Source organism: Nocardioides piscis (genome assembly GCF_011300215.1).
Taxonomy (GTDB): Bacteria; Actinomycetota; Actinomycetes; order Propionibacteriales; family Nocardioidaceae; genus Nocardioides; species Nocardioides piscis.
This window is the reverse complement of the sequence record NZ_CP049866.1, coordinates 1,162,025-1,177,576: the sequence shown is the minus strand read 5'-3', so window position 1 is coordinate 1,177,576 and position 15,552 is coordinate 1,162,025. Positions and strand designations below refer to the sequence as shown.

15 protein-coding genes are annotated in these 15,552 nt (G+C 70.2%); 3 read left to right on the top strand and 12 right to left on the bottom strand.

Annotated elements, in window-relative coordinates; genetic code table 11:
* Nucleotides 1-88: 88 nt before the first annotated feature.
* The gene (locus G7071_RS05815) at nucleotides 89-1,300 is read right to left on the bottom strand and encodes an acetyl-CoA C-acetyltransferase (RefSeq protein WP_166316069.1); all 1,212 of its coding nucleotides are present in this window, start codon (nucleotides 1,298-1,300) and stop codon (nucleotides 89-91) included.
* A gap of 95 nt (nucleotides 1,301-1,395) precedes the next feature.
* Here G7071_RS05815 and G7071_RS05810 point away from each other — a divergent pair, with 95 nt between their 5' ends.
* Both G7071_RS05810 and G7071_RS05805 read left to right on the top strand, forming a co-directional pair.
* Nucleotides 1,396-2,007, top strand: a complete 612-nt coding sequence (locus G7071_RS05810; protein ID WP_166316066.1) for a MerR family transcriptional regulator — start codon at nucleotides 1,396-1,398, stop codon at nucleotides 2,005-2,007.
* Nucleotides 2,004-3,302: a cation:proton antiporter gene (locus G7071_RS05805; protein ID WP_166316063.1), complete on the top strand. Its 1,299-nt coding sequence runs from the start codon at nucleotides 2,004-2,006 to the stop codon at nucleotides 3,300-3,302. Before G7071_RS05810 ends, G7071_RS05805 begins: the two co-directional genes overlap by 4 nt.
* Before the next feature lie 25 nt (nucleotides 3,303-3,327).
* Here G7071_RS05805 and G7071_RS05800 read toward each other — a convergent pair whose 3' ends face one another.
* Genes G7071_RS05800 through G7071_RS05760 form a run of 9 tightly spaced genes read right to left on the bottom strand, consistent with a single transcriptional unit; the run spans nucleotide 3,328 to nucleotide 12,979 of the window.
* The gene (locus G7071_RS05800; RefSeq protein ID WP_166316060.1) at nucleotides 3,328-4,503 is read right to left on the bottom strand and encodes an acyl-CoA dehydrogenase family protein; all 1,176 of its coding nucleotides are present in this window, start codon (nucleotides 4,501-4,503) and stop codon (nucleotides 3,328-3,330) included.
* Between the two features lie 11 nt (nucleotides 4,504-4,514).
* On the bottom strand, nucleotides 4,515-5,666 hold the full coding sequence (locus G7071_RS05795) for an acyl-CoA dehydrogenase family protein (protein WP_166316057.1): 1,152 nt from the start codon (nucleotides 5,664-5,666) through the stop codon (nucleotides 4,515-4,517).
* Nucleotides 5,667-5,668: 2 nt separating this feature from the next.
* Nucleotides 5,669-6,571, bottom strand: coding sequence for a 3-hydroxyacyl-CoA dehydrogenase family protein (locus G7071_RS05790; protein WP_166316054.1), 903 nt, complete (start codon nucleotides 6,569-6,571; stop codon nucleotides 5,669-5,671).
* Complete coding sequence (locus G7071_RS05785) at nucleotides 6,571-7,353, bottom strand: enoyl-CoA hydratase/isomerase family protein (RefSeq protein ID WP_166316051.1); 783 nt, start codon at nucleotides 7,351-7,353, stop codon at nucleotides 6,571-6,573. Before G7071_RS05785 ends, G7071_RS05790 begins: the two co-directional genes overlap by 1 nt.
* 5 nt (nucleotides 7,354-7,358) lie before the next feature.
* Complete coding sequence (pcaF, locus tag G7071_RS05780; protein WP_166316048.1) at nucleotides 7,359-8,555, bottom strand: 3-oxoadipyl-CoA thiolase; 1,197 nt, start codon at nucleotides 8,553-8,555, stop codon at nucleotides 7,359-7,361.
* The gene (locus tag G7071_RS05775; RefSeq protein ID WP_246210501.1) at nucleotides 8,552-10,198 is read right to left on the bottom strand and encodes an AMP-binding protein; all 1,647 of its coding nucleotides are present in this window, start codon (nucleotides 10,196-10,198) and stop codon (nucleotides 8,552-8,554) included. Before G7071_RS05775 ends, pcaF begins: the two co-directional genes overlap by 4 nt.
* A 40-nt stretch (nucleotides 10,199-10,238) precedes the next feature.
* Entirely contained in the window at nucleotides 10,239-10,979 is a 741-nt protein-coding gene (locus G7071_RS05770; RefSeq protein ID WP_166316045.1) for an SDR family NAD(P)-dependent oxidoreductase, read from the bottom strand.
* A 47-nt stretch (nucleotides 10,980-11,026) separates the two neighbouring features.
* Nucleotides 11,027-12,172 carry an acyl-CoA dehydrogenase family protein gene (locus G7071_RS05765; RefSeq protein ID WP_166316042.1) on the bottom strand — a complete coding sequence of 382 codons (1,146 nt, stop codon included), beginning with the start codon at nucleotides 12,170-12,172 and terminating at the stop codon, nucleotides 11,027-11,029.
* A gap of 12 nt (nucleotides 12,173-12,184) precedes the next feature.
* Nucleotides 12,185-12,979 carry an enoyl-CoA hydratase-related protein gene (locus G7071_RS05760; RefSeq protein WP_166316039.1) on the bottom strand — a complete coding sequence of 265 codons (795 nt, stop codon included), beginning with the start codon at nucleotides 12,977-12,979 and terminating at the stop codon, nucleotides 12,185-12,187.
* A gap of 133 nt (nucleotides 12,980-13,112) precedes the next feature.
* Here G7071_RS05760 and G7071_RS05755 point away from each other — a divergent pair, with 133 nt between their 5' ends.
* Nucleotides 13,113-13,775, top strand: a complete 663-nt coding sequence (locus G7071_RS05755) for a TetR/AcrR family transcriptional regulator (protein ID WP_166316036.1) — start codon at nucleotides 13,113-13,115, stop codon at nucleotides 13,773-13,775.
* A gap of 21 nt (nucleotides 13,776-13,796) precedes the next feature.
* Here G7071_RS05755 and G7071_RS05750 read toward each other — a convergent pair whose 3' ends face one another.
* Both G7071_RS05750 and G7071_RS05745 read right to left on the bottom strand, forming a co-directional pair.
* The gene (locus tag G7071_RS05750) at nucleotides 13,797-14,960 is read right to left on the bottom strand and encodes a luciferase domain-containing protein (protein ID WP_166316033.1); all 1,164 of its coding nucleotides are present in this window, start codon (nucleotides 14,958-14,960) and stop codon (nucleotides 13,797-13,799) included.
* Nucleotides 14,957-15,466: a VOC family protein gene (locus G7071_RS05745; protein WP_166316030.1), complete on the bottom strand. Its 510-nt coding sequence runs from the start codon at nucleotides 15,464-15,466 to the stop codon at nucleotides 14,957-14,959. Before G7071_RS05745 ends, G7071_RS05750 begins: the two co-directional genes overlap by 4 nt.
* Between the last annotated feature and the right edge of the window lie 86 nt (nucleotides 15,467-15,552).

Below are 15,552 nucleotides of genomic sequence, written 5' to 3'. Positions count from 1 at the left end.
CTGGCCGGAACTGGCGGCAAACGACACGCGCCAGGCCGAATTGGTTGTCGTACGCCGCCAGCTGGGCAGCGATCAGCGGGCGGAGCGATCAGACGAGCTCCACGATCGTCGCGATGCCCATGCCGCCACCGACGCAGAGCGTGGCGAGGCCGCGCTTCTGGCCGCGGCGGGCGAGCTCGTCGACGAGCGTGCCGAGGATGATCGCGCCGGTCGCGCCGAGCGGGTGGCCCATCGCGATGGCGCCGCCGTTGACGTTGGTGATCTCGTCGGAGATGCCCATGTCACGCATGAACCGCATCGCGACGGCGGCGAACGCCTCGTTGATCTCGAACAGGTCGATGTCCTTGACGTCGAGACCGGCCTTGGCGAGCGCCTTGCGGGCGGCCGGGGCCGGTCCGGTGAGCATGATCGTCGGGTCGGCACCACTGACGGCGGTGGCGATGATCCGCGCCCGCGGGGTCAGGCCGAGGTCGCGGCCGACCTGCTCGCTGCCGATCGCCATGAGCGCGGCGCCGTCGACGATGCCCGAGCTGTTGCCGGCGTGGTGGACGTGGTTGATCTTCTCGACCCAGTGGTACTTCTCGAGCGCGACGTCGTCGAAGCCGGCGTCGGCGCCCATCTGGGCGAAGGAGGCCTTGAGGCCCGAGAGGCTCTCGACCGTGGTGCCGGGGCGGATCAGCTCGTCTCGCTCGAGCACCGTGACGCCGTTGATGTCCTTGACCGGGATCACGGGGTCGGCGTAGTAGCCCTGGTCCCAGGCGTTGGCGGCCCGGGCGTGGGACTGTGCGGCATAGGCGTCGACGTCCTCGCGGTTCCAGCCCTCGATCGTGGCGATCAGGTCGGCGCCGATGCCCTGCGGGACGAAGCCGGTCGCGAGCGCGGTCGCGGGGTCGGAGGCCCAGGCGCCACCGTCAGCACCCATCGGCACGCGGCTCATCGACTCCACGCCGCCGGCGAGGATCAGGTCCTCGAAGCCGCCGCGGACGCGCGAGGCGGCTTGGTTGACGGCCTCGAGGCCGGAGGCGCAGAAGCGGTTGAGCTGCACGCCCGCCACGGTCTCGGGATAGCCGGCCTTGAGCGCCGCCGTCTTGGCGATGTCGCCGCCCTGGTCGCCCACGGGGGTCACGACGCCGAGGACGACGTCGTCGACGCGGTGGGGATCGAACTCGGGGTTGCGGTTCTTGATCTCGTCGAGGAGTCCGACCACGAGGTCGACGGGCTTGACCTCGTGGAGCGCACCGGCGGCCTTGCCCTTGCCACGCGGTGTGCGGATGTGGTCATAGATGAATGCGTCTGCCATGCAGGGATTGTGACACCATTACTGTCAGAATCGTCAACGTGTGTGGCCGGAGTCACGCACGCCCCCGACCCTGGAGTCCCGAGGAGGCACGCCGCATGACACCCACCACGCCCGTCGCGCGCGAGCAGGACGCGGGCCCGCAGGTGCTGCTCAGCCTCGAGGAGCTGACCGAGCGGGTCGGGATGAGCGTGCGCAACATCCGCTTCTACACCTCCAAGTGCCTCATCCCGCCACCCCTGCGGCAGGGCAGGTCGGGCTTCTACTCAGCCGACCACGTCGCCCGCCTCGAGCTGGTGCGCGAGCTCCAGGAGCACGGGTTCACGCTGTCCGCGATCAAGGGGTACGTCGATCGCATCCCCGACGACGCCACGCCCTCCGACATCGCGCTGCACCTGTCGCTGCTGGCTCCGGTCACCGGTGAGCGGGACGTCGACGTGCACGACGGGCTGGTCGGCCTGGGTGTCCCGACCTCGGCGGCGCAGGCCGTGGCCGAGGTCTATGCCCGCCACGGACAGCAGGTCGCCGACGAGCTGTCCGAGATCGTCCGCACCCACGTCTGGCCCGCTGTGCGCGATGCCGGCGGCGACGTGGAGAATCTTCGTGAGCTGGTGCACCGGCTCAAGCCGCTGACGATCGCGGGCCTGGTCACGGCCTATGAACAGGCCATGGACGAGAGCGCGCAGTCCCACCAGAACAGGGATCGATGACCCCCTTCGCGATCTATGCCCTCCTCGGCGTCTCCCTCCTGGTGGCCACGCTGCTGCCGGGACTGACCCACCGCATCGCCCTGTCCCCGCCGATGGTGCTGGTCGCGATGGGGATGCTGATCGGGCTGCTCCCCCTGCCCGACAGCGTCAGCCTCGACCCCGAGGCAAACCGCTCGGCCATCACCCATGTCACCGAGTTCACCGTCCTGGTCTCGCTGATGGGGGTCGGCCTGGCGCTCGACCGGCGACTGCGGCTCCGGTCGCTCGCGTCCCTGCGGACGTGGTCGCCCGTATGGCGACTGCTGGCCGTCGCGATGCCGCTGACCGTGCTCGGCGTTGCCCTGCTCGGCTGGTGGGTCGCCGGCCTGGCGCCCGCCGTCGCCCTGCTCCTCGGGGCGGTGCTCGCGCCGACCGACCCGGTGCTCGCCTCCGACGTCCAGGTGGGCAAGCCGGTCACCGAGGAAGGTGAGCGCGACCCCGACGAGGACGACGACATCCGCTTCGCACTGACGGCCGAGGCCGGTCTCAACGACGGCCTGGCCTTCCCGTTCGTCCACCTGTCCCTGCTGCTGCTCGCGGGCGGCTTCGGCGCCGCCGAGCTGGCCGAGTGGGCGGGGTTCTATGTCGTTTTCAAGATCGTCGTCGGTGTCGCCGTCGGCCTGCTCGTGGGCTGGGGCCTGGGCCGGCTCGCCTTCCACTCACGCACCGCTGCCCTGCGGTTGGCCGAGCAGGGCGAGCCGCTGCTGGCGTTGGCGGCACTGCTGATGGCCTATGGCCTCGCCGAGCTCGCCCAGGGCTACGGCTTCCTCGCGGTCTTCGCCTGTGCCATGGCGCTGCGCAACGCCGAACGCGGCCACGGCTACCAGGCCGACATGCACGCCCTGGTCGAGCGGCTCGAGCGGCTGATGACGCTGGCCGTGCTGCTGGCGCTCGGCATCGCGATGACCAACGGGCTCTTCAAGGCGATGGACTGGCGCGGCGTCGTGGTGGCCCTGGCGCTGCTCCTCGTCGTCCGGCCGCTGGCCGCGTGGGTGGCGCTCGCCATACGCGCCCGCAAGCACGACGTCGCGGGCGGCCTCCACTCCGACGAACGACGGGTCGTGGCCTTCTTCGGCGTGCGTGGCGTCGGCTCGCTGTTCTATCTCGGCTATGCCGCCACCCACCACGAGCTGCCCAACGAGGACTGGTTGTGGGCGACCGTGTCGCTGACGATCGTGATGTCGGTGTTCCTGCACGGGGTGACCGCGACGCCGGTGATGGCGCGGCTCGACGAGCGCCGCGACCGCGCTGCGTGAGCGCGGGCGCGACGGTCGGGCCGGATCAGCGATAGGCCGCCTGGCCGGTGAGCGCCTGGCCGATGACGAGCTGGTGCACCTCGGAGGTGCCCTCGTAGGTCAGCACCGACTCGAGGTTGTTGGCGTGGCGCATGATCGGGAACTCCAAGGTGATCCCGGCGGCGCCGAGGATGGTGCGGCACTCGCGGGCGATCGCGATCGCCTCGCGGGTGTTGTTGAGCTTGCCGAGACTGACCTGGCGGTGGTCGAGGGTCCCGGCGTCCTTGAGCCGGCCGAGGTGCAGCGCGAGCAGCATGCCCTTGCCGAGCTCGAGCGACATGTCGGCGATCTTGGCCTGGGTGAGCTGGAACCCTGACAGCGGCTTGTCGAAGATCTCGCGGTCTCCTGCATACGCGATCGCGGTCTCCAGGCAGTCGCGCGCCGCACCGAGCGCGCCGAAGACGATGCCGAAACGAGCCTCGTTGAGGCACGACAGCGGGCCGGAGAGCCCGGTGACGCCGGGCAGCACCGCAGAGTCGGGGAGACGGACGTTGTCGAGCACGAGCTCGGAGGTCACCGATGCCCGCAGCGACATCTTCTGCTTGATCTCGGGTGCGGAGAAGCCGGGTGTGTCGGTGGGCACCACGAAGCCGCGGATGCCCTCGTCGGTCTGCGCCCAGACGACGGCGACGTCGGCGACCGAGCCGTTGGTGATCCACATCTTGTTGCCCGACAGCACCCAGTCCGTGCCGTCGCGCTTGGCGCGGGTGCGCATGCCGGCGGGGTTGGAGCCGAAGTCGGGCTCGGTCAGTCCGAAGCAGCCGATCGCGTCACCCGCGGCCATCCGGGGCAGCCACTCGTTCTTCTGCTCCTCGCTGCCGTGCTTCCAGATCGCGAACATCGCCAGCGAGCCCTGGACCGACACCAGCGAGCGCAGGCCGGAGTCGCCCGCCTCCAGCTCCATGCAGGCCAGGCCGTACGCCGTCGCGCTGGTCCCGGCACAGCCGTAGCCCTCGAGGTGCATCCCCAGCACGCCGAGGTCGCCGAGCTCCTTGGCGAGCTCGCGGGCCGGGATCGAGGCCGACTCATACCAACCGGCCAGCTGCGGCTTGATCTTGCTCTCCACATATTTGCGCACGGTGTCGCGCATCGCGATGTCGTCCTCGCCGAGGAGCGAGTCGGTGTTGAAGAAGCCCAACGGGGACTGCGGGGTGGTGGCCATGAGGTGTCCTTTCAGAGGAAGGCGCTGATGCCGGTCTCGGCGCGCCCGATGAGCAGCTTCTGGATCTGGGAGGTGCCCTCGTAGAGGGTCATCACACGAGCGTCTCGCATGTACTTCTGGACTGGGTACTCATCGACGTACCCATAGCCGCCGAAGGCGGAGATCGCGAGGTTGGCGGCCTTCACCGCGGCCTCGGACGCGAAGTACTTCGCCTTGGAGGCCTCGACGCCGAACGGTTCGCCGCGCTCGATCAGGTCGGCGGCTCGCCAGGTCAACAGCCGCGAGGCGTCGGCGTCGACCGAGATCTGGGCGATCATGTCCTGGATCATCTGGAAGGACGCCAGCGGGCGGCCGAACTGCTTGCGCTCCTGCGAGTAGGACACGACAGCCTCCAGGCAGCCCTGGACGATGCCCGTGCAGCCCGCTGCGACCGAGACCCGGCCCTTGTCCAGGGAGTGCATGGCGATCGAGAAGCCCTGCCCCTCCTCGCCGAGCCGGGTCGAGGCAGGCACCCGCACGTTGTCGAACGACAGCTCGGCGGTGGCCTGACCACGCAGCCCGAGCTTGCCGTGGATCTCGGTCCGGCCGAAGCCGGGGGTGTCGGTCGGCACCAGGAAGGCGGAGATGCCCTTGGGGCCCGGGCCCCCGGTGCGGGCGAACACCAGGCAGACGTCGGCCCAGGTGCCGTTGGTGATGAAGATCTTGGACCCGTTGATGACGTAGTCGTCGCCCTCGCGGGTCGCGCGGGTCTTGAGGTTGCCCGGGTCGGAGCCGTTGTCGGGCTCGGTGAGGCCGAAGCAGGCGAGCTTGGTGCCGTCGGCGATGCCGGGCAGCCATTCGGTCTTCTGCTCCTCGGTGCCGTGGGACAGGATCACCTTTCCGACCAGCCCCATGGAGACCGACACGATGCCGCGCACCGACGAGTCGGCTCGGCCGAGCTCCTCCATGCCGATGCAGTAGGTGATGTAGTCGCCGCCCAGACCGCCGTACTCCTCGGGGATGGTGAGGCCGAAGAAGCCGATCTCGCCCAGCATCGGGATGATCTTGGTGTCGACCGACTCGTCGCGGTCCCACTGGGCGCGGTAGGGCACGACCTCCTTGTCGAGGAAGTCACGAGCCAGCTGCTGGAAGCTGCGCTGCTCGTCGGTGAGTGACAGGTCCATGGTCAGGCTCCTGGGGTCTGGGTCGAGGGGTCGTAGGTGTAGAAGCCGCGGCCGCTCTTTCGCCCGAGGTGGCCGGCCGCGACAAGCTCGGTCACGGTCCGGCTGGGCAGGTCGGCCGGGTCTTGGGTCTCGGCGTGACGAGCCATCTTCGTCCGATAGCCGATGTCGATGCCGGTCAGGTCCATCAGCTCGAACGGACCCATGGGATATCCCAGTGCCGTGCGACAGGCGAGGTCGATCGACTCGACCGAGGCGACACCCGCTTCGAGGAGGTGGATCGCCTCGTCGCGCACCGCGTTGAGGATCCGGTTGGCGATGAAGCCGTTGATCTCCTTCTCGAGCACCACCGGCTGCTTGCCCAGGCTCTCGACGAACGCCACCGAGCGAGCTGCGACGTCGTCGGAGGTCTCCGGGCCACGCACCACCTCGACGCACTTCATCACCAGGGCCGGGTTGAAGAAGTGCAGGTTGACGAAGCGCTGGGGGTATGGCGCTGCGTCGGCCAGTCGCGAGGGGACGAAGCTCGACGTGTTGGAGGCCAAGATGGTGTCCGGCCGGCACACCTCGCCGAGCGTGGCGAAGAGCTGGCGCTTGACCTCGAGGTCCTCGACCACTGCCTCGATGACGAGGTCGACGCCATCAGCACCGGCGGCCAGGTCGGTCTGCAGCGTCAGCCGGGCGAAGGCAGCGCTGACGTCGTCGGCAGTCCGCCGGCCCTTGGCGACCTGCTGTTCCATCCGCTTGCGCAGCTGCTGATCGGCGCGCCCGAGCGCCTCGGCGTCGAGGTCGGCGAGCCGGACGTCGTGACCGGCGAGGGCCGCGACGAGGGCGATCTGTGACCCCATCGCGCCCGCGCCGACGACGAGGACGGTGAGCCCGGCGGAGAGATCAGTCGTCTCGCTCATCAGCGCCCCTGGAAGACGGGCGGCCGCTTGGCGAGGAACGCCTCGGCGCCCTCCTGCTTGTCGTCGCTGGTGTAGAGCAGCGCCTGCGCGAGACGCTCGATCACGAGGCCGGTGCGCTGGTCGGTGTCCATCCCGGCGCGGACCACGAGCTTGGCGAGCCGGACCGCGAGCGGGCCCTTGGACAGGATCTGGCGGGCGACGTCGCGGGCGGTGTCCAGCAGGTCGGCCGCAGGCACCACCGACGTGACCAGGCCGTGCGCCAGGGCTTCGTCGGCGCGCACCATCCGGCCGGTCAGGATCATCTCGATGGCACGGCCGGTGCCGACCAGCCTGGCCAGTCGTTGGGTGCCGCCGGCGCCGGGGAGGACCGACAAGGTGGTCTCCGGCACGCCGAACCGGGCCGAGTCGGCAGCGATGCGGATGTCGCACGACATCGCGAGCTCACACCCGCCGCCCAGCGCATAGCCGTTGACGGCGGCGATGGTCGGCTTCTCGAAGGCCTCGATCTCGTCATAGACGCGCTGCATCTCCGAGGCCAGCGCGGTGTGCAGCGTGTAGTGCTGCAGCTGGCTGATGTCGGCGCCCGCGATGAACGCCTTGTCACCGGCACCGGTGAAGACCACGACGCCCGCGGCATCGTCCTCACGCAGGCCGGCCAGGACGCTACGCAGGTCGGCGAGCACCTGGCGACTGACGGCGTTGCGGACCTCGGGGCGGTTGACGGTGACGAGGGCGACGCCGTCGGCGACGTCGAGCAGGAGGGTTTCGTAGGTGGTCGACATCGTGCTCACACCGCCTCGAACAGCACCGAGATGCCTTGGCCGACGCCGACGCACATCGTGGCCAGAGCCCGCCGGGCGCCGCGGTCGTCGAGCTCGAGGGCAGCCGTGAGCGCCAGCCGGGCGCCGCTGGCGCCGAGCGGGTGGCCGAGGGCGATCGCGCCGCCGTTGGGGTTGACGTGGTCGGCGTCGTCGGGAAGGCCGAGCTCGCGCAGGACGGCCAGCGCCTGGGCGGCGAACGCCTCGTTGAGCTCGACCACGTCGAGCTGGGCGACGTCGAGGCCGGCTCGCGCCAGGAGCTTGCGCGTGGCCGGGACCGGTCCGATGCCCATGATCCGCGGTGGCACGCCGGCACTCGCCGCGGCGGTGACCCGGGCCAGGGGCTGGAGGTCGTGCTTCGCGACGGCTGCCTCGGAGGCGATGAGCACCGCGGCGGCACCGTCGTTGACCCCGGACGAGTTGCCCGCGGTGATGGAGCCGTCAACGACGATCGGACGCAGGGCGGCGAGCTTGTCGAGAGAGGTGACGCGGGGGTGCTCGTCCTCGGTGACCGTGGCCGTCGTCCTGCCCGACGCCACCTCCACCGGCACGATCTCGCGGGCCAGTCGGCCGTCGGCGACCGCCTTGGCGGTGCGCTCCTGGGAGCGGAGGGCGAAGGCGTCCTGGTCGGCCCGGGAGATGTCCCGCTCGGTCGCCAGGTGCTGCGCGGTCTGCGGCATCGCGTCGACGCCGTACTGCTCGGCCATTGCGGGATTGACGAAGCGCCAGCCGATGGTCGTGTCGTGCACCTCGGCCGAGCGCGACCAGGGCTTGTCGGCCTTGGCCATGACGAAGGGGGCGCGCGTCATGCTCTCCACGCCACCGGCGACGACCAGGTCGGCGTCGCCGGCACGGACGGCACGCGCGGCCGTCGCCACGGCGTCGAGCCCGGAGCCGCAGAGGCGGTTGAGGGTGCCACCGGGGACGTCGACGGGGAGGCCGGCGAGCAGGGAGGCCATCCGGGCGACGTTGCGGTTGTCCTCGCCGGCCTGGTTGGCGCAGCCCATCAGCACGTCGTCGACGCTCCCCCAGTCGACCCCGGGCAGGCGCTCGACGAGCCCGCGCAGCGTGTGCGCGGCCAGGTCGTCGGGACGCACCGGGGCGAGCGCGCCGCCGTAGCGGCCGAAGGGTGTCCGGACGCCGGCCACGAGGTAGGCCGTCCTCATGCCGATGCCACCTCCTTGCGCAGCGCGAACTTCTGGATCTTGCCGCTCGGGGTCTTGGGGAAGTCGTCGAGCAGCACCAGCTTCTCGGGCCAGTACTGCTTGGCCACGCCTTTGGTGGCGAGGAACTCCTGGAGCCCGGCGAACGACAGCGGCTCGGCGCCGGGCTTGAGCACCAGGCAGGCACACGCCCGCTCCTGGAGCCGCGGGTCCGGCACGCCGACCACCGCGACGGCCTCGACGTCGGGGTGCTCGTAGAGCACGTTCTCGACGTAGGACACCGGGATGTTCTCGCCACCGCGGATGATGACGTCCTTGGTTCGCCCGGAGATCCGGAGATAGCCGTCCTCGTCGATGTGGGCGAGGTCGCCGGTGTCGAACCAGTCGCCGTCCGGGTCGGGCCGGAAGAGGGAGCGCGTCAGGTCGAGGCGCTCGGCATAGCCGACGAACACGAACGGTCCCCGCACCTGCAGCGCCCCCTCGGTGCCGGGAGGCAGGGGCCGGCCGTCGGGGTCGACGACGCGGATCTCCATCCCGGGATAGGGACAGCCGTCGGTGTCGATGACCTTGTCCTCCGGGTCACCGGGGATGCCGAGCGTCACCAGGCCCTCCTCGGTCTGGCCCCACCCGCCGAGCACGGCCAGGCCGGGCAGCTTGGCCTTGGCCTCGCGCACGAGCACCCTCGGGATCGGGGCGCCCATGCAGCAGAACCGGGTCAGCGAGGACAGGTCGCGCTCCCCGAGGTCGGGCACAGCCAGGAGGTCGTGGAGGAACGGGGTGGCGGCCGAGGTGTAGGTGATGGCGTGCTTCTCGACGAGGTCCACGAAGGCAGCCGGGTCCCAGACGTCCTGCAGCACGCAGGTGGCGCCGTTCTGCACGCTGAGCCGGGCGCCATAGAGGAAGCCGGTGAGGTGGGCGAGCGTCGAGGCCATGTGGAAGACCGTGTCGGCGGTGATGCCCAGGCGCTCGGGGAGCGCGTCGTTGGCGGCGACCACGGTGTTGTGGGTGTGCATCACACCCTTGGGCTCACCGGTGGTGCCGGAGGTGAAGATCAGCAGGGTCACGGCATTGGGGTCGGGGCGTACGGCGGCGAGGTCGGCCGGGTCGCGTCGCTCCTCCCACGGCGTGGCCATGAACTCCTCCCACGAGGTCGGGCCGCTCGGACCGCCGACGACGAGCACGCGCTCGAGCGCCGGCCAGTCGCCACGCATCCGCTCGACCATCGCGGGATAGTCGAAGCCCCGGAAGGACTGCGGGACCACGATCAGCTTCGACTTGGCCAGTCCGACCATGAAGCCGACCTCGCGCTCGCGATAGATCGGGATGAGCGGGTTGCTGACCGCGCCGATCCGGCTGGCGGCGTAGTGGACGACGACCCACTCGATCCAGTTGGGGAGCTGGAAGGAGACCACGTCGCCGGGCTCGATGCCCAGCTCGAGGAAGCCGAGCGCGCACCGGTCGACCTGCTGCTTCAGCTCACCGAAGGTCACCTGGGTCCGGGAGTCGATGAAGGCGACCTTGTCGGGAGTGGCCTCGGCCGCCTCGTCGAGGAAGTCGGTGATGGTGCGGTCGCGCCAGAAGCCGGCGTCGGTGAACTTCTCGATCTGGTCGGCGGTGAGGGTGGTCTCGAACATGGCTGGGCTCATGACTGGGCTCCGGAGACGTCGGGATGGGTGGGTGTGGCCGTCACGCCATCGTGAGTCCGCCGCTGACGCTGACGGTCTGGCCGGTGATGAAGGCAGCCTCCTCGGAGGCGAAGAAGGCAACCGCGTTGGCGATGTCCTCGGGCTGGCCCAGCCTGCGGAAGGGGATGGCGCGGGTCAACGCCTCGCGCAGCTTGTCGCCGCCCATGCTGGCGAACAGCTCGGTGTCGGTCGGGCCGGGGCACACGCAGTTGATCGCGACCTGGCTGCGGGCCATCTCGCGGGCCGTGGCCTTGGTGAACGCGATGACTCCGCCCTTGGCAGCCGAATAGACCGCCTCACCGGACGAGCCGGCGCGACCGGCGTCGGAGCCGAGGTTGACGACGCGACCGCCGCCCTGCTCGGCCATGATCGGCAGCACGGCCTTGGAGGTGTTGAGCACGCCGTAGAGGTTGATCGCGATGACGCGGTCCCAGGTCTCGGGCTCGGAGTCGACGAACGGCTCGGCCTTGTCCCAGCCGGCGTTGTTGACCAGCACGTCGATGCGGCCGAACTGCTCCTTCACCTGCGCGACCATCGCGTTGACCGAGTCGCGGTCGGTGACGTCGGTGTGCATGCCGATGGAGTCGTTGCCGAGCCCGCCGGCGGTCTCCTTGGCGGCTCCCTCGTTGATGTCGGTGACGACGACGGTGGCGCCGTCGGCCGCCAGTCGCTGCGAGATGGCCTTGCCGATGCCCTGGCCTGCGCCGGTGACGATCGCGATCTTGTTGTCGAGCTTTCCCATGGTCGTGCCTTTCGTGAGTCGTGCCTGGAGGTGGTCGCCGGCCGCGCTCAGGGAGCGAAGGCGCGACCCAGGAGGGAGCGGGAGATGACGAGCTTGGAGACCTGTGCCGTGCCGTCGCCGATCTCGAGGCCGATCACGTCGCGCAGCCGCTGGCCCACGGGGCTCTCGGTCGAGTAGCCGAGGTGTCCTAGGGTCAGCAGGCACTGGTGGATGACCTCGGTGGCGAGCTTGGGTGCCCAGAACTTCGACATCGCCGCCTCGGCCGAGTGCTCGAGGTCCTGGTCCTTGCGCCAGAGCGCCTCATAACAGACGTGGCGGGCGCCCTTGACGTAGGTCGCCTGCTCGGCGAGCGGGAAGGCGACGCCCTGGAAGGTGCCGATCGGCTTGCCGAAGGCCTCCCGGTCGCGCGACCACTGCAGCGCCTCGTCGAGCGATGCCTGGGCGGCGCCGAGGCAGGCCAGGCCGATGATGGCGCGGGAGTAGTCGAAGCCCTGCATGACCGAGACGAAGCCGTCGCCCTCGTTGCCGATGAGCGCGTCGGCGCCGACCGGCGTGCCGGCGAAGTGCAGCGAGGCGCGGCCGATGGCCCGGCTGCCGAGGTCGTCGAAGGGGGCCCGGGTGACGCTCTCGTGGGAGAGGTCGACCCAGAAGGCACTGACCCCACGAGCACCCGGCCCGCCGGTGCGGGCGAGCACGACCGCGCGGTCGCTGGCCATGCCGAGGGTGATCGACGTCTTCTCCCCGTGCAGCGTCCAGCCGTCGCCGTCGCGGACCGCCTTGAGCTCGAGGCTGGCCGCGTCGGTCCCGTGGCCGGGCTCGGTGATGCAGATGCACGGCACGGTCTCGCCGCTGGCGATGCCGGGGAGCCATGCCGCCTTCTGCTCGTCGGTGGCGTTGCGGACGATGACGTCGCTGATGAGGGCAGTGTTGATGATGAGGTAGGTCGCGTTGAAGTCGGCCCGGCCGACCTCCTCGGCGGCCACGCCGGCGATGACGGCCGTGGCGTCCTGGCCGCCGTACTCCTCGGGGATGCGCAGGCCCGTCAGGCCCATGCCCGCCATGTCGAGCGCGAGCTCGCGGCGGAACTCCGCTGCCTTGTCGTCGGGCTGGTAGTGCGGTGCCAGGACCTTGGTGGCGAACCGGCGGATCTCCTGCCGGAACGCCTCCTGGTCCTCGTCGTCTGCATAGAACATGACCGTCGTCCCTCAGTGCCAGTTGACGTGCTGGTTGAAGTCGGGCTTGCGCTTCTCCGCGAACGCCGCGGCCCCTTCGAGGCCCTCGGGTGAGGCGGTGAACATGTCGAGCGCCGTCATCGCCATGTTGCTGTAGCCGGCCTGGTGGTCGGTGTCGGCGTTGAAGGACTGCTTGAGGAAGCGGATCGCGGTGGGGCTCTTCTCGGCCACCTCGGCGGCCCACTCCTTGGCCTCCTTCAGTAGCTGGTCAGCCGGGACGACCTTGTTGACCAGGCCCATGCCGAGGGCCTCCTGCGCGTCATACATCCGGCACCAGAACCAGATCTCGCGAGCCTTCTTCTCCCCCACCACGCGGGCGAGATAGGCAGACCCGAAGCCTGCGTCGAAGGAGCCCACCTTGGGACCGGCCTGGCCGAAGCGGGCGGTCTCGCTGGCCAGCGACACGTCGCACAGGACGTGGAGCACGTGGCCGCCGCCGACCGCAACGCCGTTGACGGCGGCGATCACCGGCTTGGGGATGTCACGGATCAGCTTGTGCAGGTTGCCGATCTCGAACATGCCCGACTCGCTCGGACCGTAGTCCCCGGTCTCGGCCCGCTGCTTGACGTCGCCACCGGTGCAGAAGGCCTTCTCGCCGGCGCCGGTCAGGATGACCGACTGGACCTGCTTGTCGGCCCAGGCGAGGCGGAACGCCTTGATCAGCTCCTCCACCGTCTTGGCGCGGAACGCGTTGTAGCGGTCCGGGCGGTTGATCGTGATCACGGCCGCGGTCTCCTCGACCGCGTAGGTGATGTCCTCGAATGTCATCGCAACCCCTGAGCTCGAAAATGAATCTTCCTTCACTGGTGATGAATCTAGATTCATTTTGAGACCGTGTCAAGGGTCGGATCGGCTAGGATGAACCCGGGTTCATTTTTTTCGATCACCGCCAGGAGACTCCATGACTTCCGCTCCCACCCGCGACCCGGCTGACGCAGCCAAGCGCGCACGGGCCGAGCACCGCAGCACCCAGCTGCTCGAGGCGGCGGCGCGCCTGATGGAGCGAGACGGCTCCCACGCGGTGTCGATGCAGGCGGTGGCGGCCGAGGCCGGCGTGAGCGTGGGCCTGATCTATCGCTACTTCGGCGGCAAGGACGACCTGCTGCTGGCCGTCATCGTCGGAGTCCTCGACTCGTTCGCCACGCAGGTCCCCGCTGCGGTCGAGGCCGCCGGGGAGGACCCCGTGCACCGCCTGGCTGCGGCGTTCCGCTCCTTCTGCGAGGTCATCGACGAGCGTCGCCACGCCGCCGTGCTGACCTATCGCGAGACCAAGAGCCTCGACGAGGCCGGCCGGGCCCGGATCATGGAGCTGGAGGTGCAGACCAGCGAGCCGCTGCGACAGGCCCTGCGAGACGGTGTGGACGCCGGGCTCTTCGACGCCCCCGACATCGACCTCGCGGCCTACGACCTGCTCCTCCTGGCCCACGCCTGGGCCCTCAAGCACTGGTACTTCGAGCGGAGCCAGTCCCTCGACACCTACGTCCAGCGCCAGCTCGCACTCATCCTCAAGGCGATCCTCGTGCCCGGGCAGCGCAAGGCGTATGCCGAGCTGCTGGCCCACTGACGACCAGCAGCCGACGACACCTCAGCCGAGGCGGCCGAACGCATGACGGTGGGACGCCTCGACGATGCCCGCGACGACGTCGAGCTCGGCCTCGTCCCGGGGCCCGTAGACCATCAGGAATCCCGGTGACAGGCGAACGCCCGCCCACATGTGGCTCTGCGCCCAGCCCTTGGCGATCGCGTCGGCAGCCAGGTCGTGCGGGAGGGCGACGTGCAGCGAGCCGTCGTGCTCGGGGTGCAGGTGGGCGAACTCCTTGACCTCCGCGACCAGGAAGGCGTCGTCCGGGCCGTCCGCGTCGGGCGCGACGAGGCCCCGCGCTCCCGGGACCGAGATCATCGACGGACCGCTGTCCACGCCGTCGAGCCCGGACAGCCGGGCGAAGAGCGCCTCCTGCAGCTGCGGCGGTGAGGTGTCGGTGAGCTGGCTCTGCGGGATGCGGAAGTGGACCTCGGGCCGATCCCCTGTCCGGGCAGGCAGCGTGCCGCCCGGGAGCGTCGGCCACCCGGCCGGCTCGGGCGCCATACCCACCGGACCCTGTCCGCGGCGGGTGAGCCACGCGAGCCGGTGGGCGAGCCACTCGGCGAGCTCGACCGCCGTGCCCTGGGTCAGGCCGTGGCCACCCGTGTCTCGGCGGGCCGAGGGCGCCGCGCCCGATGCGCCGAGCAGGTAGGACCAGGTGCGGGAGAGGAGCTCGGCGGGGATGACGTGGTCCTGGTCGCCCTGGGCGACGAAGACCGGCAGGCCGGTCAGGCGCCCGGCCTCGACGGGGACGCCCGCGTCCTCGAAGGGAAGGGTGCCGTAGAGGATGGCGGCTCCGGCGAACCGGGCGGGGTCGCTGAGGACCAGCCCGCCCGCGAACGCCGCGCCTCCGCTGAAGCCGGCCAGGACGACCGGGCGACCGGCAGGGGCGACCTCGTCCAGCCACGTCCGGAACCACGCCATCGTCGCCGCCAGGCTCTCGGCGACCGGTCGGCCGATGCCGCGGTTGGCGAACCACGCATAGCCGCCGCCCTCCTCGATCGGTGCGCGCACAGCGGCGTACGACGCCTCGCCCGGCAGGTGCCCGGCCAGGCCGACGATCTCGGTCTCGTCGGAGCCGCGACCGTGCAGCAGGACCACGAGGGGACGCGACGGGTCGTCCTCGCCGCTCGCCCAGGCGACGACGGGAGCAGCGAAGGCACTCATCGGGCGACCGCCTCGGTGACGACGCGGCCCGCCGTACGCACGCCCGACCACGAGGCGACCTCGGCGCCGAGGTCGAGTCGCTCGACCGGAGCCTCGTGCTCGAAGCGGCCCCAGTGCTCGCGCGGCAGCATCCACATGACCTCGAACTCGTTGCCGTCGGGGTCCTTGCCATAGACGCTCTTGGTCGCGCCGTGGCTGGACTCGCCGGTGTAGGCGTCGTGGTCGGCCAGCGCCAGGCGAGCCTCCTCGAGCTGCTCGATCGTGTCGACCTGCCAGGCGAGGTGGTAGAGCCCGATGCCGGGGCGCTTGCGCTCGCCGGCCCCGATGCCGAAGAGGCCGAGGTCGTGGTGGTTGTCGCCCTTGGTCAGGCGCAGGAACGCGGCGTCGGCCCGCGGCTCGGTGGCGGCGACCTGCATGTCGAAGACGGAGGTGTAGAAGTCGATCGAGCGCTGCAGGTCGGCGACGAAGAGGACGGCGTGGTTGAGGCGGACGGCGGGGATGCTCATGGGTCACTCACTTTCGGTCAGGGCCAAGGTAGTTGTTGCTTTAACTAACTGGACTGCCGAACCATTCCCGGAGCCGGGAAATGACA